General features: G+C 66.8%; 26 protein-coding genes and 1 pseudogene. 7 read left to right on the top strand and 20 right to left on the bottom strand.

What is annotated here, in order from left to right; translation table 11 throughout:
* Positions 1-222: 222 nt before the first annotated feature.
* The 4 genes from GKZ92_RS03205 (at position 223) to GKZ92_RS03190 (ending at position 5,518) form a co-directional block, all read left to right on the top strand.
* Complete coding sequence (locus GKZ92_RS03205) at positions 223-2,283, top strand: prolyl oligopeptidase family serine peptidase (protein WP_006358309.1); 2,061 nt, start codon at positions 223-225, stop codon at positions 2,281-2,283.
* A 78-nt stretch (positions 2,284-2,361) separates the two neighbouring features.
* Complete coding sequence (locus tag GKZ92_RS03200; protein ID WP_006358308.1) at positions 2,362-3,060, top strand: TerD family protein; 699 nt, start codon at positions 2,362-2,364, stop codon at positions 3,058-3,060.
* On the top strand, positions 3,057-3,836 hold the full coding sequence (locus GKZ92_RS03195) for a cyclase family protein (protein ID WP_006358307.1): 780 nt from the start codon (positions 3,057-3,059) through the stop codon (positions 3,834-3,836). Before GKZ92_RS03200 ends, GKZ92_RS03195 begins: the two co-directional genes overlap by 4 nt.
* Positions 3,837-3,841: 5 nt before the next feature.
* Positions 3,842-5,518 (top strand): thiamine pyrophosphate-binding protein, encoded by a 1,677-nt coding sequence (locus GKZ92_RS03190; protein WP_006358306.1) that lies wholly within the window; start codon positions 3,842-3,844, stop codon positions 5,516-5,518.
* Positions 5,519-5,557: 39 nt separating this feature from the next.
* Here the strand turns inward: GKZ92_RS03190 and GKZ92_RS03185 are convergent, their stop codons facing one another.
* The 9 genes from GKZ92_RS03185 to groL form a co-directional block, all read right to left on the bottom strand.
* A complete protein-coding gene (locus GKZ92_RS03185) occupies positions 5,558-6,352 on the bottom strand; it encodes a hypothetical protein (protein WP_006358305.1) in 795 nt (264 codons plus the stop codon).
* Between the two features lie 50 nt (positions 6,353-6,402).
* Entirely contained in the window at positions 6,403-7,353 is a 951-nt protein-coding gene (gene ppk2 / locus GKZ92_RS03180) for a polyphosphate kinase 2 (protein WP_006358304.1), read from the bottom strand.
* A gap of 103 nt (positions 7,354-7,456) precedes the next feature.
* Positions 7,457-7,975: a DUF6764 family protein gene (locus GKZ92_RS03175; protein WP_035752055.1), complete on the bottom strand. Its 519-nt coding sequence runs from the start codon at positions 7,973-7,975 to the stop codon at positions 7,457-7,459.
* Positions 7,976-8,108: 133 nt separating this feature from the next.
* Entirely contained in the window at positions 8,109-8,549 is a 441-nt protein-coding gene (locus tag GKZ92_RS03170; protein ID WP_006358302.1) for an SRPBCC family protein, read from the bottom strand.
* A 107-nt stretch (positions 8,550-8,656) separates the two neighbouring features.
* Complete coding sequence (locus tag GKZ92_RS03165; RefSeq protein ID WP_006358301.1) at positions 8,657-9,334, bottom strand: DUF4166 domain-containing protein; 678 nt, start codon at positions 9,332-9,334, stop codon at positions 8,657-8,659.
* A gap of 148 nt (positions 9,335-9,482) precedes the next feature.
* Positions 9,483-10,088 carry a TetR/AcrR family transcriptional regulator gene (locus tag GKZ92_RS03160; protein ID WP_006358300.1) on the bottom strand — a complete coding sequence of 202 codons (606 nt, stop codon included), beginning with the start codon at positions 10,086-10,088 and terminating at the stop codon, positions 9,483-9,485.
* Positions 10,089-10,225: 137 nt separating this feature from the next.
* Positions 10,226-11,038, bottom strand: coding sequence for a tyrosine-protein phosphatase (locus tag GKZ92_RS03155; RefSeq protein WP_006358299.1), 813 nt, complete (start codon positions 11,036-11,038; stop codon positions 10,226-10,228).
* A 50-nt stretch (positions 11,039-11,088) separates the two neighbouring features.
* Complete coding sequence (locus tag GKZ92_RS03150; RefSeq protein ID WP_006358298.1) at positions 11,089-12,114, bottom strand: alpha/beta hydrolase; 1,026 nt, start codon at positions 12,112-12,114, stop codon at positions 11,089-11,091.
* A 701-nt stretch (positions 12,115-12,815) separates the two neighbouring features.
* Positions 12,816-14,441, bottom strand: coding sequence for a chaperonin GroEL (gene groL / locus GKZ92_RS03145; RefSeq protein WP_006358297.1), 1,626 nt, complete (start codon positions 14,439-14,441; stop codon positions 12,816-12,818).
* Between the two features lie 235 nt (positions 14,442-14,676).
* On the opposite strand from groL, the gene GKZ92_RS03140 reads away from it, so the two are divergent.
* A complete protein-coding gene (locus GKZ92_RS03140; RefSeq protein ID WP_035752059.1) occupies positions 14,677-15,573 on the top strand; it encodes a TIGR03621 family F420-dependent LLM class oxidoreductase in 897 nt (298 codons plus the stop codon).
* 87 nt (positions 15,574-15,660) lie between these two features.
* Here GKZ92_RS03140 and GKZ92_RS03135 read toward each other — a convergent pair whose 3' ends face one another.
* Positions 15,661-16,320 (bottom strand): hypothetical protein, encoded by a 660-nt coding sequence (locus tag GKZ92_RS03135; RefSeq protein WP_006358295.1) that lies wholly within the window; start codon positions 16,318-16,320, stop codon positions 15,661-15,663.
* Between the two features lie 16 nt (positions 16,321-16,336).
* Entirely contained in the window at positions 16,337-17,113 is a 777-nt protein-coding gene (locus GKZ92_RS03130; protein WP_155224979.1) for an SDR family NAD(P)-dependent oxidoreductase, read from the bottom strand.
* Positions 17,114-17,373: 260 nt separating this feature from the next.
* Between GKZ92_RS03130 and GKZ92_RS23660 the strand changes: the two are divergent.
* Both GKZ92_RS23660 and GKZ92_RS03125 read left to right on the top strand, forming a co-directional pair.
* A pseudogene (locus tag GKZ92_RS23660) lies at positions 17,374-17,505 on the top strand (LysR family transcriptional regulator); the annotation flags it as partial.
* 163 nt (positions 17,506-17,668) lie between these two features.
* Complete coding sequence (locus GKZ92_RS03125; RefSeq protein ID WP_230461888.1) at positions 17,669-18,292, top strand: LysR family substrate-binding domain-containing protein; 624 nt, start codon at positions 17,669-17,671, stop codon at positions 18,290-18,292.
* Between the two features lie 23 nt (positions 18,293-18,315).
* Here the strand turns inward: GKZ92_RS03125 and paaK are convergent, their stop codons facing one another.
* From paaK to GKZ92_RS03080, 9 genes are all read right to left on the bottom strand, one after another.
* Complete coding sequence (gene paaK / locus GKZ92_RS03120) at positions 18,316-19,632, bottom strand: phenylacetate--CoA ligase PaaK (RefSeq protein ID WP_075863632.1); 1,317 nt, start codon at positions 19,630-19,632, stop codon at positions 18,316-18,318.
* Between the two features lie 20 nt (positions 19,633-19,652).
* A complete protein-coding gene (gene paaE / locus GKZ92_RS03115; protein ID WP_006358060.1) occupies positions 19,653-20,747 on the bottom strand; it encodes a 1,2-phenylacetyl-CoA epoxidase subunit PaaE in 1,095 nt (364 codons plus the stop codon).
* A gap of 1 nt (position 20,748) precedes the next feature.
* A complete protein-coding gene (gene paaD, locus GKZ92_RS03110) occupies positions 20,749-21,270 on the bottom strand; it encodes a 1,2-phenylacetyl-CoA epoxidase subunit PaaD (protein ID WP_006358061.1) in 522 nt (173 codons plus the stop codon).
* A gap of 2 nt (positions 21,271-21,272) precedes the next feature.
* Positions 21,273-22,190, bottom strand: coding sequence for a 1,2-phenylacetyl-CoA epoxidase subunit PaaC (gene paaC / locus GKZ92_RS03105; RefSeq protein WP_006358062.1), 918 nt, complete (start codon positions 22,188-22,190; stop codon positions 21,273-21,275).
* A 13-nt stretch (positions 22,191-22,203) separates the two neighbouring features.
* Complete coding sequence (gene paaB, locus GKZ92_RS03100) at positions 22,204-22,491, bottom strand: 1,2-phenylacetyl-CoA epoxidase subunit PaaB (RefSeq protein ID WP_035754913.1); 288 nt, start codon at positions 22,489-22,491, stop codon at positions 22,204-22,206.
* Positions 22,492-22,529: 38 nt separating this feature from the next.
* Positions 22,530-23,489, bottom strand: coding sequence for a 1,2-phenylacetyl-CoA epoxidase subunit PaaA (paaA, locus tag GKZ92_RS03095; RefSeq protein ID WP_006358064.1), 960 nt, complete (start codon positions 23,487-23,489; stop codon positions 22,530-22,532).
* A 76-nt stretch (positions 23,490-23,565) separates the two neighbouring features.
* Positions 23,566-24,345, bottom strand: a complete 780-nt coding sequence (locus tag GKZ92_RS03090; protein WP_006358065.1) for an enoyl-CoA hydratase-related protein — start codon at positions 24,343-24,345, stop codon at positions 23,566-23,568.
* The gene (locus GKZ92_RS03085; RefSeq protein ID WP_006358066.1) at positions 24,342-25,205 is read right to left on the bottom strand and encodes a 3-hydroxyacyl-CoA dehydrogenase family protein; all 864 of its coding nucleotides are present in this window, start codon (positions 25,203-25,205) and stop codon (positions 24,342-24,344) included. Before GKZ92_RS03085 ends, GKZ92_RS03090 begins: the two co-directional genes overlap by 4 nt.
* A complete protein-coding gene (locus tag GKZ92_RS03080; RefSeq protein ID WP_006358067.1) occupies positions 25,202-25,933 on the bottom strand; it encodes an enoyl-CoA hydratase/isomerase family protein in 732 nt (243 codons plus the stop codon). The genes GKZ92_RS03085 and GKZ92_RS03080 overlap by 4 nt, the downstream gene beginning before the upstream one ends.
* Positions 25,934-26,030: the final 97 nt, after the last annotated feature.

Raw genomic sequence — 26,030 nt, 5'->3', positions numbered from 1 at the left:
CCGCGGCGGAGTCGGTGTCGGGGCCGGAGCGTCGGACAGGGACCGAATCGGTAGTGGGCATGCGGATCTCCTCATCCTCGCGGAGAAAGATACCGCGAAGACGCCCTGACGTGCACATTCCGTGGTCCACCGGCACGATTTCGGCCTGGATGGGCACAGACGTGACGAGGGCGGGTCCCGCACCGGCGGTGACCTGCACCCGTCCCGCGTAAGTTGGACGCCATGACCGAGCACGCCGACGGCATCTCCACCAGCACCGACACCGACGATCCGTTCCTCTGGCTCGAGGACGTCACCGGCGACGACGCGCTGGCCTGGGTACGCTCCCACAACGACCCGACCGTCGAGAAGCTCTCGTCGTCGGACCGCTTCCGCGACATGGAGGCGTCGGCGCTGGCGATCCTCGACACCGACGACCGGATTCCGTTCGTCCGGCGTCGCGGTGGGTTCCTCTACAACTTCTGGCGCGACGCGACCAATCCCCGCGGGCTCTGGCGGCGGACGACGCTGGAGTCCTACGTGACCGATGCGCCCGAGTGGGAGATCATCCTCGACGTCGACGAACTCGCGCGCACCGAGGACGAGAACTGGGTGTGGTCGGGGGCCACGGTGCTCCGTCCCGAGTACGAACGCGCGCTGGTCTCGCTGTCGCGGGGCGGTGCCGACGCGAGCGTGATCCGCGAGTTCGACATCCCGACGCGGCAGTGGATCACCGACGGCTTCTCCTTGCCGGAGAACAAGTCGAGTGTGCGCTGGATCGACCGCGACACCGTCTATGTCGGAACCGATTTCGGCGATCAACCGGACGGCGTCGGGTCGTTGACCGACTCCGGCTATCCCCGCGTGGTCAAACGCTGGTCGCGGGGCACCCCGCTGGAGGCCGCGACCACCGTCTTCGCCGGCGAGAAGAGCGACGTGTCGGTGCACGCGATCTACGACGACACCCCCGGCTTCGAGCGACATTTCATCTTGCGTTCGACGGACTTCTTCAACTCGCTCATGTTCGAATTACGCGACGGCGAAACGGAACTCATCGACGTCCCGACCGATGCCCACGCCGGTGTGCGGATGAACTGGCTGCTGGTGATGACGCGGTCGGAGTGGACGGTCGACGGTACGACCCATGCGCCGGGCACCCTGCTGGCCTTCGACTACGACGACTACCGGGCCGGTGGCCGCGAGCCGACCGTGCTGTTCACCCCGGATGCCCACACGAGTCTCGTCGACTATGCCTACACGCGTTCGCAACTCATCATCGTGACGCTGCACGACGTGCACACCATGGTCGAGGTGCGCAAGCTCGGCAGCTGGGAGGTCATCGACTTCCCGGGCCTCCCGGGCCTCGCCACCGTGTCCGTGCTCGACACCGATCCGGACGAGAGTGACGAGGTGTTCTGGATGGCCACCTCGTTCACCGATCCGCCGAGCCTCCTGCACAGCAACGGGACCGCGCCGGAGGTCATCAAGCGCAGCCCGACGTACTTCGACTCCGAATCGGTGATCGCCGAGCAGCATTTCGCCACTTCCGACGACGGAACACAGATTCCCTACTTCGTGATCCGTCGACGGGAGGTGACCAGCGGTCCCACCCTGCTCTACGGCTACGGCGGGTTCGAGAACTCGCTCACACCCAGTTACCTCTCGTTATCGGGCAAGAACTGGATCGAGCGCGGCGGCATCTACGTCATCGCGAACATCCGCGGCGGTGGCGAATACGGTCCGTCGTGGCACACGCAGGCGCAGAAGGCCGGACGCCACAAGGTGTACGAGGACTTCGCCGCCGTGGCACGTGCCCTCGTCGACGGGGGCCTCACCACTCCGGAACAGCTGGGCGCACAGGGCGGTTCCAACGGCGGACTCCTCATGGGCGTCATGCTCACCCGATACCCGGAACTCTTCGGCGCGTTGGTGTGTCAGGTCCCGCTGATCGACATGAAGCGCTATCACCTGCTCCTCGCCGGCGCGTCGTGGGTGGCCGAGTACGGCGACCCCGACGATCCCGAACAGTGGGAGTTCATGAAGCCGTTCTCGCCATACCAGAACATCGATCCCGGCGCCTCGTACCCGCCGATCCTGGTCACGACGTCCACCCGCGACGACCGCGTCCATCCCGGCCACGCCCGCAAACTCGTTGCGCGGCTGGAGGAAAGCGGTCACCAGGTTCTCTACTACGAGAACATCGAGGGCGGCCACGGCGGCGCCGCGGACAACAAACAGGCAGCGTTCAAGTCCGCGCTCGCGTTCGAGTTCCTGTGGCGGACGCTCGCTCCTCAGGCGGATTGAGGTCGCAGCTCCACTACCCTGGGCAGCAGATCACCGCGACCGACAACGATGCCGCCCACGACGAGATGAGGAAACCTGATGGGGATCGACTACACCAAGCGCCCGAAAGCCCAACCCCCGCAACCGCCCGCACAGCCTCCGGCTCCGGGTCACGGCCAGCAGCCGCCGGCCCAGCCGGTGTCGCTCTCCAAGATCACGCTGACCAAGTCGGCGCCGAGCATCTCGTTGAGCAAGCAGGGCGCGGCCACCGGTCAGGTGCGCGTCAACCTCAGCTGGACCGCGAACTCCTCCGGCGGCGGCTTCTTCCGCAAGGCCAAGGGCATCGACCTCGACCTCGCCTGCCTGTGGGAATTCACCGACGGCAGCAAGGGAATCGTCCAGGCCCTGGGCAATTCGTTCCGGGCTCCCCGCGACGGGGAGCCGATCATCTACCTCGACGGTGATGACCGGAGCGGCGCCGGCGGCGAGAACATGTACATCGACCTCGCCGCCACGAACCGAATCCGTCGAATCCTGATCTTCGCCTACATCTACGAGGGCACGCCGAACTGGGCCAGCGCCAACGGCGTCGTCACGTTGTCGCCGGTCAGCGGACCGCAGATCGAGGTCCGACTCGACGAGGCCGACCAGTCCGCGATCTCCTGCGCCATCGCGCTGCTCGAGAACCGCGGCGGCGAACTGGTGATCAACCGCGAGGTGCGCTACATCCGAGGCGCTCAGGACAAGATCGACGAGGCCTACGGCTGGGGCATGAACTGGCGGGGCGCGCGCAAGTGACCGCCACCGCCCTGCCCGGTTTCCTCACCGGCCTCGCCGACGGATCCCTCCGGGTGATAGACCTGACCACCCCGCTGTCGAGTTCGACCCCAGCCCTGCGGTTGCCGGCCCCGTTCGCGAACCTGATCGACTTCAGCCTCGAAGAGGTCAGCGCCTACAACGAACCCGGACCATACTGGCGGCACAACAACATCCACACCGGCGAGCACATCGGCACCCACCTCGACGCACCGATCCACTGGATCAGCGGTCGCGACGGTGACGACGTCTCCCAGATCCCCGTGCAGCGGCTGATCGGTCCGGCAGCCGTCCTCGACCTGACCGCGAAGGTCGCCGACAACCCCGACTATCTGCTCGAGGTCGCCGACGTCGAAGCATGGGAGGCCGAGCACGGCGAACTGCTGCCGGGTGCCTGGCTCCTGCTGCGCACCGGATGGGAATCACGAGGTGGGTCGGAAGCGGAGTTCCTCAACGCCGACGAGACCGGCTCGCACACCCCGGGCGTCTCGGTCGAATGCGCCGAGTGGCTGGCCGTGCAGCGGCAGATCACCGGACTCGGCGTCGAGACCGTCGGTGTCGACGCAGGTCTCGCAGGTGGTTTCGAGCCGGCCTTCCCCGTCCACTACCACTTCCTCGGAAACGACAAGTACGGCCTCACCTCGCTGCGGAACCTCGGTGCGCTGCCCGCCACCGGTGCCGTGATCGTCGTCAGTCCGCTCCCGATCGTCGGCGGTACCGGCAGCCCGTCGCGGGTGCTGGCCATCGTCGAGAGCTGATCGGCGTGACGGCCTCAGCGACAACGTACGGCCCGACGGTCGCCGACGTCGCGGGCCGTGTTCTCGCCGATCTGGGCGTCGGTCACGCGTTCGGGGTCGTCGGCAGCGGCAACTTCGTCATGACCAACGCGCTGCGCGCCGGCGGGGTCGGATTCACCGCGGCACGCCACGAGGGTGGCGCGGCCTCCATGGCCGACGCCTACTCGCGCATGTCTGGACGGGTGGGTGTGCTGACGGTGCACCAGGGTTGCGGTCTGACCAACGCGGTCACCGGCATCGGCGAGGCGGCGAAGAGTCGTACCCCGATGATCGTGCTGACCGCCGACGCCCCGGCTGCCGCGCTGCAGTCGAACTTCCGGATCGACCAGGACGAACTGGCGACGAGCGTGGGCGCGGTGAGCGACCGCGTCTACGGCCCGAACACCGTGGTCGCCGATGTGACCCGGGCGTACCGGACCGCAGTGACCCAGCGCCGGACCGTCGTGCTCAACATCGCGATCGACGTGGCCGCGGCACCGGTCGAGGTGCCCGGGCCGGTCGCCGCTTCGTTCGGGGCACCGCGGATCCGGCCCGACGCCGCGTCGGCGGAAACCCTCGTCGCGGCGATTCGCGCGGCCCGCCGGCCGGTCTTCGTCGCCGGACGGGGCGGTCGTGAGGCCGGTCCGCAGATCGCGGAGCTCGCGGAGGCAAGTGGTGCGCTGCTCGCCACGTCGGCGGTCGCCAACGGCCTCTTCGCCGGAAATCCGTTCTCGCTGGGCATCTCCGGCGGCTTCTCGTCGCCGACGACCGCGGAGCTCATCGCCGGCGCCGACCTCATCGTCGGGTGGGGATGCGCGCTCAACATGTGGACGATGCGGCACGGCCGGCTCATCGGCGACCAGACCGTGGTGGCCCAGGTCGATGTCGAGGTCGAGGCGATCGGCGCGCACCGCCCGGTCGACGTCGGCGTGGTGGGAGACTGCGCAGCAACCGCTGCCGACGCGCTCGCCGCACTTTCCGGTGATCCGCTGTCGCACAACGGATACCGGACCGATGATGTGGCCGAACGGATCGCCGCGTCGGCGCGGTGGCAGGACGTCCCGGTCACCGCCGAGCCTGTCGACGGCCGAATCGATCCGCGCGCGTTGAGCATTGCTCTCGACGAGATCCTGCCTGCCGACCGCATCCTGTCCATCGACTCGGGCAATTTCATGGGGTACCCGTCGACGCATCTGTCGGTGCCCGACGAGTTCGGCTTCTGCTTCACCCAGGCATTCCAGTCGATCGGCGTCGGACTGGGCACGGCCATCGGCGCGGCGATCGCCCAACCCGCCCGGTTGCCTGTCCTCGGCACCGGTGACGGCGGTTTCCTGATGGCGATCTCCGAATTGGAAACCGCCGTCCGCCTGGCACTTCCGCTCGTCGTGATCGTCTACAACGACTCCGCGTACGGCGCCGAGGTACACCATTTCGGCGACGCCGACATGACGACGGTGACCTTCCCCGAGACCGACATCGCCGCCATCGCCCGCGGCCACGGCGCGACGGGCGTGACGGTCACCGGGTTCGACGACCTCGACGAGGTTCGACGCTGGGTCGCCTCACTCGACTCCCCCGAACCGTCCGGCCCGCTGGTCATCGACGCCAAGATCACGAACGACGGCGGATCCTGGTGGCTCGCCGAGGCCTTCGCCGGGCACTGAGAGGCTCGCTTCGCTCGCGGCTGGAGGGAGCGGGACGGCTCAGCGCCGGCCCGCGAAGACCATCCGGCCGATGAGCCCGACAACGACCATCGCGACGCCCACCCCGCCGACGATCAGCGCGACCTGGGTGAGGTCGGAGTAGGCCCCGTCGATGATCAGCTCGGCCACCTGCCGACCCGATGATTCGGCACCCGCGACCTCCTGCTTGGCGCGGTCGGCGAAGAACAGGCCGATGACCCAGCTCGCGACCCCGGCCGCGGCAGCGCCCAGCCCGAGCCAGGCGAAGACCGTGCTGCGCCGGTGCGCGAGCAGAAGGGCGAGGAGTCCGGCGATGACCGCGACCGCCGCCGCACCCCGGGCTAGCATGGTGATCTGGCTGCCGACCTCGGCGTATCTACCGGCCTCGAGACCCGAAGCCCCGTTGGTCAATTCGACGACGACCGGTCCCGAGATCTCGTTCGGGGTGCCGGTCAGATTGAGCGCCCGGTTGATCATCGCGGTGATGTCGAGCTGCATGACGGACGTGTCCTCACCCGGTGCGGGTTCGGTGAACAGCCAGGCGTGCTGCTGGCCGACCACATCGGCGAAGTCGAGCCGGAACTGCTCGCTGTCGGTGTACGTCGCGGCCAGCGGACGCACCAGCGCACCCGCGATCGGGAGATCGGTGCGGGCGGTGGCCTGGGCGGCGATCTCGTCGGCGAGGTAGTCCTTCACCTTCTGGTTCTCGGCCATCGGCGCGACGGTGGAGACGAATCCGTCCTGGTCGACGATACGCAGGTCCAGCCACAGAGCCGGGACCGCGAGCACGGTCGCCGCCATCGCGACGAGCGTCATCAGAGCACTCAGAAAGCTTCGCACCCCACGAGGCTACCGAGCCCCGACTGCTACTCCCCGACGACGTCCGCGGCACGCCCGACGATCAGCGGATCCGGTCGACCGACGAAGTCGTGGTTCTTGCCGTCGTACTCGAACAGGCTGAGCACGTACCGCATCGCATTGATGCGGGCACGCTTCTTGTCGTTGGACTTCACCACCGTCCACGGCGCGTGGTCGGTGTCGGTGGCGGCGAACATCGCCTCCTTGGCCTCGGTGTAGGCGTCCCATTTGTCGAGCGAGGCGAGGTCCATCGGCGAGAGCTTCCACTGCCGGACGGGATCGATCTGGCGGATGGCGAACCGCGTGCGCTGCTCGAGCGGGGTCACCGAGAACCAGAACTTCACCAGGTTGATGCCGTCGTCGACGAGCATCTTCTCGAAGGCCGGGACCTGCGACATGAACTGTGTGTACTGCTGCGGATTACAGAAACCCATGACGCGTTCGACGCCGGCCCGGTTGTACCAGGACCGGTCGAAGAAGACCATCTCGCCACCGGCCGGCAGGTGCTGGACGTAGCGCTGGAAGTACCACTCGGTCGCCTCGCGCTCGCTCGGCTTCTCCAAGGCGACCACGCGAGCACCACGCGGGTTGAGGTGTTCGTTGAAGCGTTTGATCGTGCCGCCCTTGCCGGCGGCGTCACGACCCTCGAAGACCAGCAGGTGGCGCTGCCCGGTCTGCTTGGACCACTTCTGGAGCTTGAGCAACTCGATCTGCAGGCGACGTTTGGTGACCTCGTACTCGCGCCGGCTCATGCGCTCGGAGTACGGGTAGTCCTGACGCCAGGTGTCGACCACGTTGCGATGCGGCAGCGTCAGCAGGACGGGGTCGTCGTCATCGTCGTCGTTCACGGTGAACTGGGTGACATCGTGCAGGTCGACGAGTTGCTGAAGTGCCTCTCGGCCGTTCAGGACACTGAAGTCCGGGCCGACGTGGGGGTCTGCGTCGTGTAGATCGGTCACGATCCCAACGATAGGACGACCGGGTGGACCACGCCCGACGCGCCGGTGAACGACGCGCCGCGTCGGGCGGGTTTGGTCTCAGATCGGTGGACGAGCCGACCGGTCAGTTGCGCAGATCGATGGAACCCGAATGCAGGCAGGCCTTACCGGTAACCGAATCGAAGGCCGCCGCGAAGCCGCCGCTGCACACCGCGCCGTCGGGTCCGGCGTAGGCCTGGCCACCCCAGCCGCCGACCGCCACCGTGGTGCCGCCGCGCCGCGCCTGCGCGATCGACAGCGCCTTGGGACCGGTGGTCACCGAGTACGCCACGCCGCGCGAGTTGGCACCTGCGAGGGCCGACGAGCCCGGCTGCAGGTTGTACGACGAGGCGTTGCCGCCGTTGTCCGACACGGAGATGGCCGTGCCGTTGCCACTGCGGTCCTCGGCGGTCGCGCGGCTACCCAATCCGGCCTTGGCGCCGCAACCGCTCGCACCTACGACCCGTTCGATCTGTTGCCCGTTCGACGCCGTGCACTGAACAGCCGATGCGACACCCTCACCGGACAACCCGGCGAATGCGACACAACCGGCGCCACCGGCGAGGAAGACCAACGCCCGGACGGCAAATTTGTTCATTTTCAAGGGATTTGGCCTCCATGGTGCAACGGCTGGGCTGATGACGATCCCAGGGTACCCGCGGTCCGCGCGGGCCACCCGGGGGATCGTCGGGTCGACACCGTCCGGATGACGGCGACCCGGTTCGGGCGCGGTTTGCTCAGCCGGCGGCGCGCTTCTCGGCTTCGGCGGTGAGCCCCTTGCGCGAGGTGTCGACGGCCATCTTCTGGGCGCGCTTGACGATCAATCCGGGCAGTTTGATCTTGAGATCGACCTCCAGGTCGAAGTGCACGTGCGAACCGGTGTCGGTCGCGGTGACGGTGTACTTGCCGCGCTGTTCACTGAGCTGATTCGACTTGATCAGGCGCCATTCGCAGGTCGTGTCGGTCCACTCGTACGTACAGGTCTGTTCGTCGGAGATACCCGCCGCGGTGACCACCATGCGCACGGTCCTCGGTGCGCCGTCGTCGTGCTCGTCGATGATCTCGGCCTCTTTGTGGGGGCCCGACCACTCGGGGAGGGACTCGATGTCCATGAGTACTTCCATCACCACCGAGACCGGGGCGGCGATGTGGAATTCGATGTTCGCGGAGACAGCCATGGGGTGAACCTACCGTCCGGCCTCCGCGGGCACACACCGAACCGTGCGCCGTCGGGATTCGTCCTGGTCGGGTGACCAGGTTCACCCAGCTCGCGCCTCGACGGGGATCAGCTCTCCCGGTCGACGAGGTTCACCGGCCACGCCTCGTCGGGGATGTCGCGGAGTGTGCACGCCTGGTCCGCCGCCGTGAACCATCCTCGGAAATGCATGATCTCGCCGATGACCGGATTGCGAACCGTCATGTCACAGCGGAAGCGTTCGCGCTTCTCGTCCCACCCCTCGATGTATTTCATCTGCGCGGTGAAGAGGCCCTTCATGCCCACCTTCGGTCCGCGCCCCAGCCAGCGCATCGGTCCGCTCTCGAGGAGCAGCTCGCCGGCCGGGGTCACCGACGGCTCGATCGGATAGAGGAACTCGGGTCCGTCGCCGAAGTAGTCGACGAGTCCGCTGCGTCCCGCGACGAGGAGGGAGTTGAGCTTGCGCGGGCCGGTCGTGTACCGGAAGGTCCGCAGTACCGCGAGGGACTCGCGCTCGAGTTCATCGACGTAGCAGTAGTAGGCCTGGGTGAACGGGACCATCCGACTGGTCTTGGACGGCAGGGCGTTCCGCTTGGCGTAGTGCCAGAGAGCCGGTGGGGGCAGGACCGAGGACACGTACACCGACTCGTACATGCCGTGGCAGATCTGGGCGACCCCGGAGGTGGAGTCGATGCCGTAACGCCATGCGACGTTGGGGTGGAGGCGGTCGAAGTCCGAGCCCAGCTCATGCCGGAAGACCGGCGTCATCGTGTCCCCTCCCGAACTCGGCCCAGCGTCGTTCACACGGCGTACTGCCACCGAGGTGGCGCCACCGTGAACCTACTACGGAGCCCGCCGCAAGCCAACGACGTACAGATGACCAGGTCTGCGGGTTCGCCAGAACCGGTGGGAATGCCTACCGGTAGACCGCGGCGTCGCAGAGGGCGGCCAGTTCGGCGATGACCCGATCGAGCGGTTCGACGCTGCGCTGCGTCTGACAGAGTGCGACCGCCCCCTCGATGGCGGCCACGATCAGGTTCGCCAGCGAATCGGCGCGCTCGCTGTCCACACCGTCGACGACGAGCCGGGCGGTGATCAGATCGGCCCAGCGGCGGAGGATCTCGGCGGCGGCGTCGGCCACCTCGGGCTCGCCGCGACGCGCCAGGCCGCCGGCCATGACCGGGCAGCCGAACTGAAAGTCGGTGTTGACCAGCATGCGCCGCCACACGCCGCCGATCTCGCGAACCGTCTCGGCGGGGGTGAGCGTAACCCGGCGCGCGAGCCGCTCGGCGATGAAGTCTCCCGCGTACTGGACCGCCTCGGTCATGAGCTGCGTCTTGCCGCCGGGAAAGTGGTGGTAGATGGACCCGCGAGGCGCGGCGCTCGCGGAGATGACGTCGCCGATCGAGGTCGCGGCGACACCGTCGCGACCGATCAGGTCCGCGGCATGGACGATCATCCGCTCACGCGGACCACGCTCATCCGATCCGGAGATGACGGATTCGGCGGAATGCGGCGCCATGACCTGCTCCTTCATCTCGTCCGGGTGGTCTATGCAACTATACATAGCCCGATCGCCCGGGAGGCGTGTCCGACCGGGTACGCAGACCGTGGTCGCACACGGCATGACCACGCGCATCGTCTTCCGGTGGACCCGGGTCAGGCCTCCACGAGGAAACGTTCGCGGATCTTGTCCTGCTCGCGGGTACCGATACCGAGCGCCTCGCTGAAGTACCCCTCGATGCCGCCGTATCTGGTCCGCACCTCATCGAAGGCCGCGTCGAGGTATCCCGCGTCGACGCCGAGCACGCCGACGAGAAGTTGCGGGTCGCCGCCCGCGGCCGCGAAGCCGTCGAAGATGTGCCTCAGCGCCGGGATGAGGCGCTCGTTGGTCAGCAGGTAGTCGCGGTAGACGTCCTCTTCACCCACCCCGACCAGGGTGAGGAATGCCGCGGCGGCCCAACCGGTGCGGTCCTTGCCGGTCGTGCAGTGGAAGAGGATCGGGCTCGGCGCGTCGCCGAGGAGCCCGCGATAGAACTCCGAGTAGGCGGCCGTGGCACTCGGCAGGGTGATCATCTCGCGGTAGGTACCCGAGATCATCTCCCGCGCCTTACCCCCGGCCAGGACCTTGTCGGCCTGGGCGACCACGGCCGGATCAGCGAGTACGGCACCGATGTTGGCCGGGATCGACATCTGCGCGTCGGCGAGCACGTCGAGCCCGACCTCGGTGACGTCGGGCAGGGACGGGTCCGGGATGGCCTCCCTCTCGTGCACCGAACGGAGGTCGTACACCGTGCGCAGGCCGAGGCTCTCGAGGGCGGCGACATCGGAGTCGGTGAGCGACGAGAAGTCCGTCGACCGGAACAGCAACCCGGAACGCACCACTCGCCCGTCGGCGGTCCGCCAGCCGCCGAGGTCACGCAGATTCGGGAGGCTGCCGATCGGGCTCGGCGCACCGGGTGTCACAGTCACGCGACTCATCGTCGCAGATGAACACGCCTCACCGGCGTCCAGCCGGCAGATCAGCGGGTCAGAGCGCGCTCGAGCATCGGCCACGACTTGGCCAGCTGGTCCTGCCAGTACGGCCACGAATGCGTCCCGGGCTCGTAGTCGATCGTCGCGGGGATGCGTAGCTGCTTGAGCCTCTTGTCGAGGTTCTGCGTGCAGTAGTAGGTCGCCGCCTCGAGAGGGCCGCCTACGCCGACGATCCTGGCGTACTCAACCACGTCACCGTCGATCGCCTCGTTTGCCAGGTGATCGTGCCTTCCGGGCATGCCGGTGCCGCTGCTGACATAAATCGCCTTGCCACGGAGTTTGTGGGCGTTGACCACTGGGTCGTGAGCACGCCAGCCGGGCGCATCGAGGGGTCCCCAGATGTTGGTGATGTCCCCGCCGTTCCCGCCGACCACCGCCTGGACGGCCAACTGGCCGAGCCTGGTGGTGGTCTCGGCACATCCGCTGTAGGACGCGACCCCGCGATACAGCTCCGGCGCCGCCTCGGCCAGGGCGAGCACCGATGTTCCTGCCATCGAGATCCCCGCGATGGCGTTGGCCCCGGTAGCGTTCAGCTTCGCGTCGATGACCGGGGGCAGCTCTTGGGTCAGAAATGTCGTCCACTTGTTACGGCCCAAGACCGGATCGACCTTCACCCAATCCGTGTAATAGCTGTATCCGCCACTCATCGGAACGACGATGTTCACGTTCTTGTCGGCGGCGAATTCGACGATGTCGGTCTGGGCGAACCAGTGTGCATCACCCTCCCCACCACCGGATCCGTTGAGCAGATAAAGCGTGGGCCGGGGCACCGACCTGTCGGCCGCGACGAGAATCCGGATCGGCACATCACGGTTCATCGACGTCGAGTGCACAGTCAGGTCAAGGGCCCGCCCCTCGGCCATCGCTTCCGCGAGCCGGTCGGCCCGCTTGGACTTGGCCCCCGTGTCCGCCGTCGCTGTCACGGAAAAGCCAATCGAGACAACGGCTACGACGAATGCGATGAACGCCTGGACCGTACGGCGATGGAGGTTGCCGCTCGTCACGGACATCATCGTCCCTTCATATGTCGACGCGTGGAACCTGCCCGGACAACAGATTTCCAACGCTCGGGTATCGATCCGAATACATTCGCGACCATACTCACCCGCGACGACAGCATCGGTTTGTTCAGCGATTCCGACACGAATCCTCGAGAACGCAATCGCGAATAGCAATCCACAATCACGAGTTCGTGATCATTAGGACGACCGTCCTCACTCGGCCAAAAACGTTGTGACCGGGCATTCTGCAAATCGCGTCACCGACGTTGGAGATCGGATTCGACGAATGTCTCATCGCCTTCGGCACATGCACGCACAAGAATTCGACCGGTCGGACGACCCGCGGCGTGTCGTCGGCGGGCGTGGCGTTTCCTAGGCGTCCACCGGCCCCGGGAACATCCGCCGCGGATTCTGCAGGAGCGCCGGCGGGATCACCGATGACCGTGCCACCGTGCCGGTCCACCGGACGCGCCGGAGATGTGGAGCGAGAGTCTTGCCACGAGGAACGTCTGCATCCGGAGTGCCATACCCAAACCCGACTGTTCACACACGACGGGTCAGTCGGCGTGCACCTTCTCCAGGACCTGGGTGAAACCTTCTGCCGCGCACCATTCCGGCGGCGACTCGAGAACCAACACACGAAACCGGCCCACTCCTGGAAGGGAGTGGGCCGGCTCGTGAGATGTAGAGCTGGTGAAGCTAGGGGTTCTGAATCAGAAGCCCATGCCGCCCATCTCGTCGGCACCCGGCATGGCCGGAGCAGCGTTCTTCTCCGGCTTGTCGGCGACGACGGCCTCGGTGGTGAGGAACAGAGCCGCGATCGAGGCTGCGTTCTGCAGCGCCGAGCGGGTGACCTTCACCGGGTCGTTGATGCCGGCGGCCAGCAGGTCCTCGTACTCACCGGTGGCGGCGTTGAGGCCGGTGCCGGTGGGCGAGTTCAGGACCTTGTCGGCGACGACGCCCGGCTCGAGACCGGCGTTGATCGCGATCTGCTTGGCCGGAGCCGAGAGAGCGACGCGGACGATGTTGGCGCCGGTGGCCTCGTCACCCTCGAGCGAGAGTGCGTCGATGGCCGGCTCCGACTGCAGCAGGGCCACGCCACCACCGGCGACGATGCCCTCTTCGACGGCAGCCTTGGCGTTGCGCACGGCATCTTCGATGCGGTGCTTGCGCTCCTTGAGCTCGACCTCGGTGGCCGCGCCCGCCTTGATGACCGCAACACCGCCGGCCAGCTTGGCCAGACGCTCCTGCAGCTTCTCACGGTCGTAGTCGGAGTCGCTGTTCTCGATCTCGCCACGGATCTGCGCCACGCGACCGGCGATGGCGTCGGGATCGCCCGCGCCCTCGACGATGGTGGTCTCGTCCTTGGTGACGACGACCTTGCGGGCGGTGCCGAGCAGCTCGACGCCGGCGCCCTCGAGGGACAGGCCGACCTCTTCGCTGATGACCTCGCCACCGGTGAGGATGGCGATGTCGGCCAGCATGGCCTTGCGGCGGTCACCGAAGCCCGGAGCCTTGACGGCGACGGACTTGAAGGTGCCCTTGAGCTTGTTCACGACCAGGGTCGACAGGGCCTCGCCCTCGACGTCCTCGGCGATGATCAGCAGCGGCTTACCGGCCTGGATGACCTTCTCCAGCAGCGGCAGCAGGTCCTTGATGGTCGAGACCTTGCCCGAGACCAGCAGGATGTACGGGTCGTCGAGGACGGCTTCCTGGCGGTCGGCGTCGGTGACGAAGTAGCCCGAGATGTAGCCCTTGTCGAAGCGCATGCCCTCGGTGAGCTCGAGCTGCAGGCCGAAGGTGTTGGACTCCTCGACCGTGATGACGCCTTCCTTGCCGACCTTGTCCATCGCCTCGGCGATGAGCTCGCCGATCGAGGGGTCGCCGGCCGAGATGCCTGCGGTCTGAGCGATCTGCTCCTTGGTCTCGACCTCCCGGGCGCTCTTCAGCAGCGACTCGGTGACGGCCTCGACGGCCTTCTCGATGCCGCGCTTCAGACCCAGCGGGTTCGCGCCGGCAGCGACGTTGCGCAGACCTTCGCGAACGAGGGCCTGGGCCAGAACGGTAGCGGTGGTGGTGCCGTCACCTGCGACGTCGTCGGTCTTCTTGGCGACCTCTTTGACGAGCTCGGCACCGATCTTCTCGTACGGGTCCTCCAGCTCGATCTCCTTGGCGATGGACACACCATCGTTGGTGATCGTGGGGGCGCCCCACTTCTTCTCCAGCACGACGTTGCGACCCTTGGGTCCCAACGTCACTCGGACTGCGTCGGCGAGGCTGTTGAGGCCCCGCTCGAGGCCGCGACGGGCCTCTTCGTCGAACGCGATTTGCTTGGCCATGGGTAAGTGATCCTCCGAAGGGGGTGACACTAGGTTCGTATGGCCGGAACTCGGTGCCCGCGACGGACGACCGGTGTGTCATTCGGTACCGATCTCACCGTCCCGACCTGGCACTCACAGCTCGCGAGTGCCAAGGTCCGTTTTAGCACTCGACCCTGCCGAGTGCAAGGTTGCACCGGACCGGGGCCACCGCATTCGCCCGGCCGGCCGCGGCGACCCTGGTTACGTTGAGGACATGTCTCTCGCGTCCAGGGCGTTCCGGTTCGGGGTCAACATGCTCGCAGTGGACTCCAGCGCGTCGTGGGAAGGCCGCGCGCGACACGTCGAACAGCTCGGCTTCGACGTCCTGCTGGTCCCGGACCACCTGGGCATCCCGAGCCCTTGGCCTGCGCTCGCGACGGCCGCCGCCGCCACCGAACGCCTCCGCGTCGGGCCCTTCGTCCTCAACGCGGCATTCACCAACCCGGTGCTGCTCGCCCGCGACGTGGCGACCGTCGACCAGCTGTCCGACGGCCGTGTCGAGCTCGGCCTGGGCACGGGCTACGTCAAGGAGGAGTTCGAGGCGGCCGGAATCGAATTCCCAACGGCCGGGCGCCGCGTCGACCATCTGGGCGACACCGTGGCCCGGGTGACCTCACTGCTCTCCGCCCCCGAGCACACCCCACGTCCGGTACAGGGGCGCGTGCCTCTGCTTCTCGGCGGCAACGGCGACCGTGTGCTTCGGATGGCCGCCGAGCACGCCGACATCGTGGGGTTCACCGCGGCGCGCACCGGTCGGAAAGGTGACCTCGAGCCGCTATCGGCCACGGACTTCGACGAACGGGTCGCGTTCGCACGCGACGCGGCCGGCGCCAGGTCCGGCGATGTCGAGTGGAACCTGCTGATGCAGATCGTCGTGGTCACCGACGACCCGCGACGCATCGCCGAGGAGAACATCGCGAAGTGGGAGTTGCCGATGAGTCCGGAGGAGTTCCTCGACCTACCGTCGGTCCTCATCGGCTCCGCCGCCGACATCGCCGCACGCCTCGTCGAACTCCGGAAGCGCACCGGGATCAGCTACCTCACTGTCCTCGAACCGGTCCTCGAGCAGTTCGCGCCGGTGATCGGGTTGCTGCGTGACATCGACCGCTGATTCCCACGACCCCGCACGACGAGCCGCCGCGGGGGTGGTTCCCCCGCGGCGGCTCGTCGACCGAAGCGAATCAGACCCTCGAACCGGTCACTGCGGCACGCCGTACTTGTCGATGATCGGAGCCAACAGTTCGGCGGCGCGCGCGCCGGTGATGACCTCGTCGTTGCCGACCTTGGTGACTACTTTGGACTCGGTGTCCTCGTAGACGTGCTCGCCGATCATCTTGCCGTCCTCGTCGTAGGGCCAGAAGAAGGCGAGCGTCCGGCGGACAAGGTAGAACGAGTCGGCGTCGTACTGTGACGACGAGGGTGCGCCCGGATCGTTGTTCACCGAATCGAAGACGTTGTCGCCGAGCAACGCACCCGGCACGAACTGGCTGAACTCGGCCTCTCCGGCGAAGCCCCAGTCGTGCACGGCCATCTTCTGCTTTCCCGTCCACATCACGAGCATGTCCATCGCAGCGAGCTGCTGATAGAAGGCGCGAACCGTGTCCATCCCGTCGAGGATGGTCCCCTGCCCACCTTCGAAGAGCCGGTAGTGCGGATGCGGGACGGTCATGTTGGGTGCGAGCAGTTCCTCGTAGCGACCGGAGACCTCCAACAGTCCATGCCTGCGATAGTTGATGAGGATCTTGCGGTGCTTGGGATTCTCCAGGGTGTCTATGAGGTCGTCGACGTCGTCCATCATGTGGACGAACTCCTCCTCATACGACGTACGGGTGGCAACGGAAACGTGGGCTGTACTCATTGTTGTGCTCTCTCCTTCACAGGTACTTGCTGAGGTCTGGGTAACTACCGATCTCGTAACCGCCGTCGACGACGAGGCTGGAACCGGTGATGTAGCTGGCGTCACCGGAGGCCAGGAACACCGCGGGGGCCGCGAGCTCCGACGGCTTGGCCGGCCGCTTGAGGACTGCGTTGGCGTCGAATTCGGCCATGATTCCCTCGTTTTCGAGGATGAAGCCGGCCATCGGGGTGTCGACGAGACCGGGCAGGACCGAGTTGACGCGGATTCCGTGGCGCCCCAGTTCGAGGGCCGCGTTCTTGGCGAACATGTCTGCACCGGCTTTGCCTGCGGCATACGCACTTCCGCCGTACAGCGGAATGTGGGCATTGACCGATGACACGACGACGATCGATCCGCCGTTACCGGCACGGATCATGCTCTGCGCCGCGTACTTGGTGCAGAGGAACACACCGCGCAGCACGATGTCGACGGTGAAATCCCATGTTTCCACGTCCAAGTCGGTGATCGGACCAGGACGGATCGCGCCGGCCACGTTGAACAGACTGTCGAGGCCGCCGAGGTCGGACTCCGCACGGGCGACCGCCGCCTGGATGTCGCCCGCGTCGGTCACACTCCCCGGCTGGGCAATGTAGTTGTCGCCGAGCTGTTTTGCCGCGTCGTCCAGACCACCGGAGTCGAGATCGAAGGCGACCACCGACCCTCCGTCGGCGATGAGGCGCTCGGCGATCGCGTACCCGATTCCGGATGCGGCTCCGGTGACGATCGACCGTTTGGGTGCTGAAGAATTGGACATGATTTCCCGTCGTACGAGGAGTGAGAAAGTCGCCGCGAAAGATGGCGGCGAGTCGGCCGGAATGATCTCCGGCACCGATGCCCGAGCCCGCGATCGGCGGGACTGATCAGACCTTCGGTGTGAGGTCAATCATCGACCTCGGCACAACGTCGCGTCCATGACATATCCACTCGCTACCGTTAGCCTTTTGCCTAACATCGCAGATGAGCGGCTCGTAGACTAGTGGTCTACATCACATCCACTTGATAGAGTCTGTCCCTGTGACCCTCAACCTGCACCTGGTGCGCTACCTGATCGCCGTCGTCGACGAAGGGCATTTCGGACGCGCTGCGGAGCGTCTGTACATCAGCACGCCATCGCTGAGTCAGCAGATCCGGAAGCTGGAACGGTCCCTCGGTGCGGAGCTGGTCGACCGGACGGCACGCCCCGTCCGTCCGACCCCGGCGGGTGAACGGTTCCTCGCGGAGGCCAGAGAGTCGGTCTCGGCAGCGGACCGGGCTGTCGCCGCGGTGGACAGCTACCGCCGAGAGTTGTCCCACCTTGCGAATCGGCTTCATGACGGCGTCAACGGGAAGCCGCACCCACGAGATCCTCGACGAGCTGCGGCGCCGGGTACCCGACGTGACGGTGCAGATGGTCGAACTCCCGTGGTCGCACCAGACCTCCGCGGTGCGTGAGGGCCAGGTCGACGCCGCACTGGTGCGGCCGCCCTTCGCCGATTCCAGCGGCCTGCGACTCGACGTCATCCGCCACGAAGGTCGAGTCGTAGCTCTGCCGAAAACTCATGCGCTGGCTGACCATTCGGTGGTCCACCTCGCCGACCTCGACGACGAGATCCACGTAACCAACGACGACGCCGACCCCGTTTGGGTGCGCTGGTGGGCCTGCGATCCACGGCCGAGTGGCGCAGTCGTGCGATACGGGCCGTCGGTCCGCACCATGGACGAACTGCTGGAGGTGGTGGCGGCCGGCCAGGCCCCTTCCATCACCGGGCAGTTCGTGGCGCAGAGCTACCGGAACCCCGGCGTGGCCTTCGTCCCGGTCGACGACGTGCCCTCGTGCCCGTTGTCCCTCTGCACCCGGAACTCCGACACGTCGTCCGTCATCACCGAGTTGCGCAGAGCTGTCGCGGCATCGACCCGGACCGAGGAGTCACGCACGCCTGCACGGCATTCGTGACTCCTCGCCCGGGAGCTGGTTACTCAGCCCTGGGGACGGTTGTCCACGAGTCGCTTGGCCTTGCCCGTCGAGCGGAACAGGGCACCGGATTCGACGACGTCCACCGCCACTGTGACGCCGATCCGGTCCTTGATCAGCGACTGCAGCTCGACGGCTGCCGTTCCGCGGTGGTCGCCGGAAACGTCATGGCGGCACTCGACTTTCACCGTCAACTGATCCATGCGTCCGGGCCGTTCCAGCACGCACTGGAACTGTGGGGCCAGCATCGGGACATTCAGGATGAGTTCCTCGATCTGGGTGGGGAACAGATTCACCCCGCGCAGGATGATCATGTCGTCGGTCCGGCCGGTGACCTTCTGCATACGGCGCATGGAACGCGCGGTTCCGGGGAGCAACCTGGTCAGATCTCGGGTACGGTACCGGATGATCGGCATCGCCTCCTTGGTGAGAGAGGTGAACACCAGCTCGCCCTCCTCCCCGTCGGGAAGCACCTCACCGGTCATCGGATCGATGATCTCGGGATAGAAGTGATCTTCCCAGATATGCAGTCCGTCTTTGGTTTCCACACATTCCTGCGCAACCCCGGGCCCCATCACCTCCGAGAGACCGTAGATGTCGACCGCGTCCATCCCGAGCTGCTGCTCGAGTTCGCTACGCATCTGTTCGGTCCACGGCTCGGCACCGAAGACTCCGGGGCGCAGCGAGGTCGTGGCCGGGTCGATTCCCCTGGCGAGCATCGCGTCGACGATCGTCAGCATGTACGACGGCGTCACCATGATCGCGTCCGGCCGGAAGTCCTCGATCAATTGGATCTGTCGTTCGGTCATCCCTCCCGACATGGGGATCACCGTGCAACCCAGACGTTCTGCGCCGTAGTGGGCGCCGAGACCGCCGGTGAACAGTCCATACCCGTATGCGACATGCACCTTGTCCCCCGGCCGCACGCCGCCTGCACGCAGGCTGCGGGCCACCAGGTCCGCCCAGGTGTCCAGGTCGCCGGCGGTGTACCCGACCACCGTCGGCCGGCCGGTGGTACCCGATGACGCGTGGATCCGCGATACCTGCTCGTGCGGTACCGCCAGCATTCCGAACGGATAGTTCTCCCGCAGATCGTTTTTCGCAGTCAAGGGAAACAGTCGCAGGTCGGACAGTTCCTGCAGGTCGTCGGGGCGCACACCTCGTGAGTCGAACGCCGCGCGGTAATGCGGGACCTTGTCGTAGGCGTGCTGCAACGACCACTTGAGCCGTGCGAGCTGAGTTGCCGCGATCTCGTCACGAGAGGCGAACTCCAGGTTCGACTCGGGACGCTCCGCGGTGGGTCGAGAAAGGGTGCTGGTCATCGTCGTACTCCAGGATCGTGTCAGGCGTCGAAGTCGACAGTGACGCTGTCGCTGACAGGGAAAGTCTGGCAGGTGAGGACGAATCCGTCTGCCACCTCGGAATTTTCGAGAGCATAGTTGCGGCGCATGTCGACCTCGCCGAGGGTCACCATGGCCCGGCACGTTCCGCAAACTCCACCCTTGCACGCGAACGGCAGGTCCGAGCGCAACTGTTCGCCCGCGTCAAGGATCGATACCTCTCGCGACAGTCGTCCGCTGACCGATCGGCCGTCGAGGACGATGGTGACATCGCTGCTCGGTCCGGTGACACCGGGCTCGCGGTGCGTCTCCTGCGGCGGCGGAACGTCGTCGACGTAGAACAGCTCGAAGTGGACCTGATCTCCCGCGACGCCCCTGACACTCAACGCATCTCGGGCATCGGTCACCATTCCGTAGGGTCCGCACAGCCAGAAGTGGTCGATGTCGGGAATCGGGACCAGGGTGTCCAGGATCGTGCGCAGTCGATCCGCATCGAGCCTGCCGCTGAACAGTTCCACCTCACGCGGTTCGCGGGACAGCACGTGGATAACTTCGAACCGTGCGCCGAACCGGTCCTTCAGGTCGGCGATCTCCTCGGCGAACATGACCGACCTCGTGCGCCGGTTGCCGTAGAGCAGGATCACCTGTGCGTCCGGGTTGTCCAGGACCGACGCGGCGATCGACAGCATCGGCGTGATCCCCGAACCCGCGGCGATGAGCACATGCCGACCGCCTGCCGCAGCATCGGCGACGAACGACCCGGCCGGCGGCGCGACGTCGATGCGGTCGCCGGACCGCACGTCGCGCACCAGCCAGCTGGAGAAGAGTCCGTCGGCGACCTCGCGAACCCCGATCCGGGGCGCGGCACCGGTGGGCGCGCAGATCGAGTACGAGCGGCGATGCTCGACGCCGTCGACGAAGCGCCGCAGCGTGAGCGACTGTCCCGGACGGAAGTCATAGTCCGCGGCGAGGTCGGCGGGGACCTCGAAGCGGACAGCTACGGCATCGTCGCAGAGTTTCTCGACATCGGCCACGGTCAGGCTGTGGAACGACCTGGTGCGCGACGGTGAGACGACCGCCTCGGCGGTGCTGGTCATGTCAGATCTCCTTCACATGATCGAAGGGCTCCAGGCAACCGCGACAGCGGTACTGCGCCTTACACAGCGTCGCGCCGAACTCCGAGACGAGTTGGGTGTGAGGGGAACCACATCGGGGGCACGTCAGGGCCCGGGGGCGTGCGGTGAGGGTGAGCGGAATCGGTCCGCTCGGACGTGAGGTGACCGCGCCGGGAACCGAGTACCCGCTCTCGGCCAGCTTCTGCCGACCCTCCGGCGAGATCCAGTCGGTCGACCACGAGGGCTGCAGCTGTGTGCGCACCGCGACGCGTGAGAAACCCTCTTGCGCAAGGGTGTACTCGATGTCGTCGCGCATGGTCGCGATCGCGGGACAACCCGAGTAGGTCGGGGTGATCGTCACGACCACCGAACCGTCGTCGTCGATCTCCACGTCGCGCAGGACGCCGAGGTCCGCGAGAGTCAGCATCGGCATCTCCGGGTCGGTGACCGATGCGACGATCTCCCGCGCGGTCTCCGCGCCGGTCTCGCTCAGCGCTCCGGTCATGCTCACCACACACCTTCGGGGTGTGCGCGGGCGACGCTCTGCATTTCGGCCAGCACCAGGCCCATCGCCTCGGTGTGCAGGCCGCGCCGCCCTTCGCGGCCCCCCACTGTGCCGACGGAACCGCCCGCGGGACGATCGAGTTCGGCGGCGTGCAGGACCCGATCGACGACCGCGTCGAACTCGTCCCGGACGGTCCGCGGGTCGACGCCCACCCCGGCTGAGGCCAGGGTGATCTCTTCGCCGGTCGGCCGGAAGAGTTCCTCGACGTATGGCCACACCCGCACGAGCGCTTCGCGGACACGACGCCGTGACTCGGCGGTGCCGCACGCGAGTGTGACCGTCCAGCGCGCCGCGTAGTCGCGGTGGTACGTAAGTTCTTTGACGCCCTTCTGCGCCACGGCAGCGAGCACCGGGTCGCGGGACATGCGGAGCCGGTCGAAGATCGCCAACCGCCAGGTGGTGAACACCAGCAGGCGGACGATCGACACCGCGAAGTCCCCGTTGTCCAGTTCGACGAGCCGAACGTTGCGGAAGGCCGTTTCGTCACGGAAGAAGGCGAGCGCGTCCTCGACGGGCGCCGGGGAGGTCTCGGAGATGACCGGGACCACCTTCGGGTCGGCGGCCGCGGCCCGTGCGAGTAGCAACCGGGCCTGGCCGAGGAGGTCGAGACCGATGTTCGCCAGTGCGACCTCTTCCTCGAGTTCAGGTGCGCGAGTGGCCCATTGCGTCAGCCGCTGCGAACTGATCAGTGCGTCGTCACCGAGCATCAGACAGTACTCCGCAAGTGTGCTCGGGTAGATGTCTGCAGGGACCGTGGTGTCCACGCCGGCGAGCGGGTCGTCGAAGCTGGTGCCGAAAGCCCACTGCCCGTGCGAGTCCTCGTCGACGAGGCCGTCGTAGGCGCTCTCGTGATCTGTCATCTGTCCTGCAACCTCACATGTGGGGGACGTTGTCGGGGATCTCGTAGAACGTCGGATGCCGGTAGACCTTGTCACCGCTGGGGTCGAAGAACGGGTCCTTCTCCGACGGACTCGACGCCACCACCGCGGTCGAGGGCACCACCCAGATGCTCACTCCCTCATTGCGGCGTGTGTAGACATCGCGTGCATGCCGCAACGCCATCTCGCCGTCTGCGGCGTGCAGCGAGCCGACGTGCACGTGGTTCAGTCCGCGCTTGCCTCGCAGGAACACCTCGTACAGCGGCCAGTCCGCCCTCACCATGCGGTCCCTCGTCGTGTGGTCCCTCGTCGTGTGGTCTTTCACCGTGTGTCCTCCTGTCCACGTGCGGCGAAGGCCATGGCGGCCTCGCGCACCCATGCGCCGTTCTCGTGTGCGGCTCGGCGATTGGCGAGGCGCTCGGCGTTCGCCGCGCCGTTGCCCTTGATGACCTCGGTGAACTCACTCCAGTCCGGTTCACCGAAGTCGTAGGCTCCGCGGTCGGGATTCCAGATGAGGTCCGGGTCGGGAAAGGTCACGCCGAGCGCCTCGGCCTGCGGCACGCTCATGTCGACGAACCGCTGGCGCAGTTCATCGTTGGTGTGTCGCTTGATCCGCCACTTCATCGACTGCTCGGTGTTCGGCGATCGGTCGTCGGGCGGGCCGAACATCATCAGCGCGGGCCACCACCAGCGATCCACCGACTCCTGGACCATCGCGCGCTGCGCATCGGTCCCGCGCATCATGGTCGAGAGCAGTTCGTAACCCTGCCGCTGATGGAAGGACTCCTCCTTGCACACCCGGATCATGGCGCGCGCGTACGGGCCGAAGGAGCTGCGGCACAACGGAACCTGATTGCAGATGGCGGCTCCGTCGACCAGCCACCCGATGGTGCCGACGTCGGCAAAGGTGAGGGTTGGATAGTTGAAGATCGACGAGTACTTCTGCTTGCCCTCGATCAGCTTCTCGGTGAGGTCGGCCCGCTCGACACCCAGCGTCTCGGCGGCCGAGTACAGGTAGAGGCCGTGACCGGCTTCGTCCTGGACTTTCGCCATGAGGATCGCTTTGCGCCGCAGAGACGGCGCCCGGGTGAGCCAGTTGCCCTCGGGCTGCATGCCGATGATCTCCGAATGCGCGTGCTGGGCGATCTGGCGAACCAGGGTCTTGCGGTAGCCATCGGGCATCCAGTCCCGCGGCTCGATCCTCAGGTCGTCCGCCACCGTCCGGTCGAACTCGTCAAGGCGAGCGGAATCGTCGTAGGTTATGGCTTTTGACGTGGTCATTCACTCTGCTTTCAAAACCGACTGTTCAGTCGGGATTAGTGTGTATGGCAGTGAGCCGGGCACAACCGATCCGGTCTCAGGACCCGATGAAGACCGGCTTATCCTTGGCGACGAACGCCGACACGGCGGCTCGATGATCGGCGCCGGCGCCCAGCCTGACCTGCGCGTCGAGCTCACGATCGAGTGCGGCGTCGAGGCCGTCGGCCGATGCGGCCACGAGCGATTTGATCTCGCGGTAGGCCGCGGTCGGGCCCTCCGACAGGGCACGGGCGATCTCCCGAGCGACGTCGACGACGTCCTCGTCGTCGACGACCCGGTGGACCAGACCCCAGTCCAACGCCTGTTGCGCACCGATCTTCTCGCCGAGGAGCAGCAGAGCGCGGGCGCGGTCGGCACCGAGACGCTGCACCAGCGAGTAACTGAGGCCAGAATCGCTCGCGAGGGCGATGCCGCTGAACGCGGTCGCGAACGAGGTCTTGCCGCCAGCGATACGGATGTCGGTGGCCAGCGCCAGACCCCAGCCCGCGCCCACGCACGCACCGGGAATCGCTGACACCACCGGCACCCGCAGCGCCGCCAGGGCACGCACCAGCGGGTTGTAGTGCTCGGCCACCGTGTTCATCGCGGTCGCCGGGTCTGACTCGAGCGCGATGAGATGTTCAGCGAGATCCTGTCCGACACAGAAGTTCCTCCCCTCCGCGGTGAGGAGGACTGCCCGGACGGACGAGTCGTCAGCCGCCGCGGCCACCGCGTCCAGGAAGGCGACCTTGGTCGCGGCATCCAGTGCGTTGTTCGCCTGCGCGCGAGCCAGGGTCAGGGTCGCGAGCCCGTCGGCGATGTCGATGGTCACGGTCATGATGTCGAGCCTTCCCACTCGTGGAACCCGCGGCCGGACTTACGTCCGAGGTGGCCGCGGGCGACTTTGTCACGCAACAACTGTGGCGGCGAGAATCGACCACCCAAGGTGCCTTCGAGGTGTTCGGCGATGGCCAGACGCACGTCGAGACCGACGAGGTCGGTGGAACGCAACGGGCCCATCGGATGCCGATATCCCAGTTCCATCGCGCGGTCGATCGACTCGGCGTCCGCGATGCCGTCCTCCAGCATCCGAATTGCCTCGAGCCCCAGGCAAACCCCCAGCCGGCTCGTGGCGAAGCCTGGCGAATCATTCACCAGGACCTCTGATTTCCCGAGCATGGCCACCCATCGGCGGACCACGTCCACGGCAGACGTCGAGGTCGTCGGCGACCGTACGATCTCCACCAGGGACGAGGCCGGCACGGGGTTGAAGAAGTGCATACCGACGAATCGGCTTGGATCGGTGAGTGCGGCGCCCAGTTCGGCGATGGAGATGGAACTCGTGTTGGAGGCGATGACAGTCCGCGTCCCCACCGCAACCTCGACGGCCGTCAGGACGGCGACTTTGAGGGCCGGCACCTCGGGGACCGCCTCCACCACGAGGTCGGTGTCCCTGGCCAGGTCGTGAACCGCGGCGGCCGTGGACACCCGGCCCGCCACCTCGTCGACGTCTCGACCGTCGAGCTTGTCACGCTCGTCTGCACGACGCAGCCCGGCCACGACGCGGTCCAGTGCGGCCTGCCGGTCGGCGGTCTCGACGAGGGTCACTGCCGACCCGAGCGTCGCGAACACCTGCGCGATCCCCGCACCCATACGGCCACCGCCCACCACTCCGACGCGTGCGGGAATCTCGGTCATCGTTTCCTCTCCAGGAAGGCGGTCATCCGCTCCTGCTTGTCCTCGGTCTCGAAAAGAACCGCCTGCGCGATGTCGTCGGCCCATGAATGCGTCCCCGCCGCATCGAGAATGGTCTTGGTCAGCCTCAGCGCCAGCGACGACTGCCGAACGATCCGGTCGATGAGCCGGTGCGCGGCGGCAACGTGATCATCGGCGATCTCCGCAACGAGCCCGACCTCCCGCGCGGCCACCGCGTCGAGAGTGAGCCCGCCGAGGAGCACCTGCTTGGCCACCGACATGCCGACCAGGGCCGGCAGCCGGTAGCTCGCCCCCGCGGCCGCGAGGATGCCGAGCCCGGGCTCGGGGTTGCCGAACACCGCGGTCGACGTGGCGATCCGGATGTCACAGGCGTAGGACAGCTCCGCGCCCCCACCGAGGGCGCGGCCGCTCACCGCGGCGACCGTAGGCAGCGGCAGCGATGCGACGCGATCGAACAGCGACCGGTTGATACCGGCCAGGGCGTCCTCGCGGCGACGGTCGCGGAGTTCGGCGATGTCGGCGCCGCCGGCGAAGTCGTCACCGCGGCCCATCAGCACGAGCGGCTTGGGGTCACGCTCGATCCGGGCGCACGCGTCGTGCAGTTCGGCGACCATCGCGGCATTGATGGCGTTGCGTCGAGCGGGCCGGTCAAGCGTCACGACGAATCGGTCATCGCGCTCCTCGACCTCGACGGTGTGCGCATCGGGCATCTGGACTCCTTCCGTGGTGTCGCAACAGTAACCAACCTTTCGGTCGGTAATCAATACCCCGACGCTCGCCCGGCTGACCGATGCATGCGGGACGAGA

The organism is Gordonia sp. 135, from assembly GCF_009720185.1.
Classification (GTDB): domain Bacteria; phylum Actinomycetota; class Actinomycetes; order Mycobacteriales; family Mycobacteriaceae; genus Gordonia; species Gordonia alkanivorans.
Note: the sequence above shows the minus strand (reverse complement) of the source record. Positions and strands in the feature narration are given on the sequence as shown.

Excerpts from the sequence above, each read along its gene's own strand:
- GKZ92_RS03205 (WP_006358309.1), top strand. The coding sequence starts at position 223 with ATGACCGAGCACGCCGACGGCATCTCCACCAGCACCGACACCGACGAT.
- GKZ92_RS03200 (WP_006358308.1), top strand. The coding sequence starts at position 2,362 with ATGGGGATCGACTACACCAAGCGCCCGAAAGCCCAACCCCCGCAACCG.
- GKZ92_RS03185 (WP_006358305.1), bottom strand. The coding sequence starts at position 6,352 with ATGACGCTCGTCGCGATGGCGGCGACCGTGCTCGCGGTCCCGGCTCTG.
- GKZ92_RS03170 (WP_006358302.1), bottom strand. The coding sequence starts at position 8,549 with ATGGCTGTCTCCGCGAACATCGAATTCCACATCGCCGCCCCGGTCTCG.
- GKZ92_RS03165 (WP_006358301.1), bottom strand. The coding sequence starts at position 9,334 with ATGACGCCGGTCTTCCGGCATGAGCTGGGCTCGGACTTCGACCGCCTC.
- GKZ92_RS03160 (WP_006358300.1), bottom strand. The coding sequence starts at position 10,088 with ATGGCGCCGCATTCCGCCGAATCCGTCATCTCCGGATCGGATGAGCGT.
- GKZ92_RS03150 (WP_006358298.1), bottom strand. The coding sequence starts at position 12,114 with ATGATGTCCGTGACGAGCGGCAACCTCCATCGCCGTACGGTCCAGGCG.
- groL (WP_006358297.1), bottom strand. The coding sequence starts at position 14,441 with ATGGCCAAGCAAATCGCGTTCGACGAAGAGGCCCGTCGCGGCCTCGAG.
- GKZ92_RS03140 (WP_035752059.1), top strand. The coding sequence starts at position 14,677 with ATGTCTCTCGCGTCCAGGGCGTTCCGGTTCGGGGTCAACATGCTCGCA.
- GKZ92_RS03135 (WP_006358295.1), bottom strand. The coding sequence starts at position 16,320 with ATGAGTACAGCCCACGTTTCCGTTGCCACCCGTACGTCGTATGAGGAG.
- GKZ92_RS03130 (WP_155224979.1), bottom strand. The coding sequence starts at position 17,113 with ATGTCCAATTCTTCAGCACCCAAACGGTCGATCGTCACCGGAGCCGCA.
- GKZ92_RS03125 (WP_230461888.1), top strand. The coding sequence starts at position 17,669 with ATGACGGCGTCAACGGGAAGCCGCACCCACGAGATCCTCGACGAGCTG.
- paaK (WP_075863632.1), bottom strand. The coding sequence starts at position 19,632 with ATGACCAGCACCCTTTCTCGACCCACCGCGGAGCGTCCCGAGTCGAAC.
- paaE (WP_006358060.1), bottom strand. The coding sequence starts at position 20,747 with ATGACCAGCACCGCCGAGGCGGTCGTCTCACCGTCGCGCACCAGGTCG.
- paaD (WP_006358061.1), bottom strand. The coding sequence starts at position 21,270 with ATGACCGGAGCGCTGAGCGAGACCGGCGCGGAGACCGCGCGGGAGATC.
- paaC (WP_006358062.1), bottom strand. The coding sequence starts at position 22,190 with ATGACAGATCACGAGAGCGCCTACGACGGCCTCGTCGACGAGGACTCG.
- paaB (WP_035754913.1), bottom strand. The coding sequence starts at position 22,491 with ATGGTGAGGGCGGACTGGCCGCTGTACGAGGTGTTCCTGCGAGGCAAG.
- paaA (WP_006358064.1), bottom strand. The coding sequence starts at position 23,489 with ATGACCACGTCAAAAGCCATAACCTACGACGATTCCGCTCGCCTTGAC.
- GKZ92_RS03090 (WP_006358065.1), bottom strand. The coding sequence starts at position 24,345 with ATGACCGTGACCATCGACATCGCCGACGGGCTCGCGACCCTGACCCTG.
- GKZ92_RS03085 (WP_006358066.1), bottom strand. The coding sequence starts at position 25,205 with ATGACCGAGATTCCCGCACGCGTCGGAGTGGTGGGCGGTGGCCGTATG.
- GKZ92_RS03080 (WP_006358067.1), bottom strand. The coding sequence starts at position 25,933 with ATGCCCGATGCGCACACCGTCGAGGTCGAGGAGCGCGATGACCGATTC.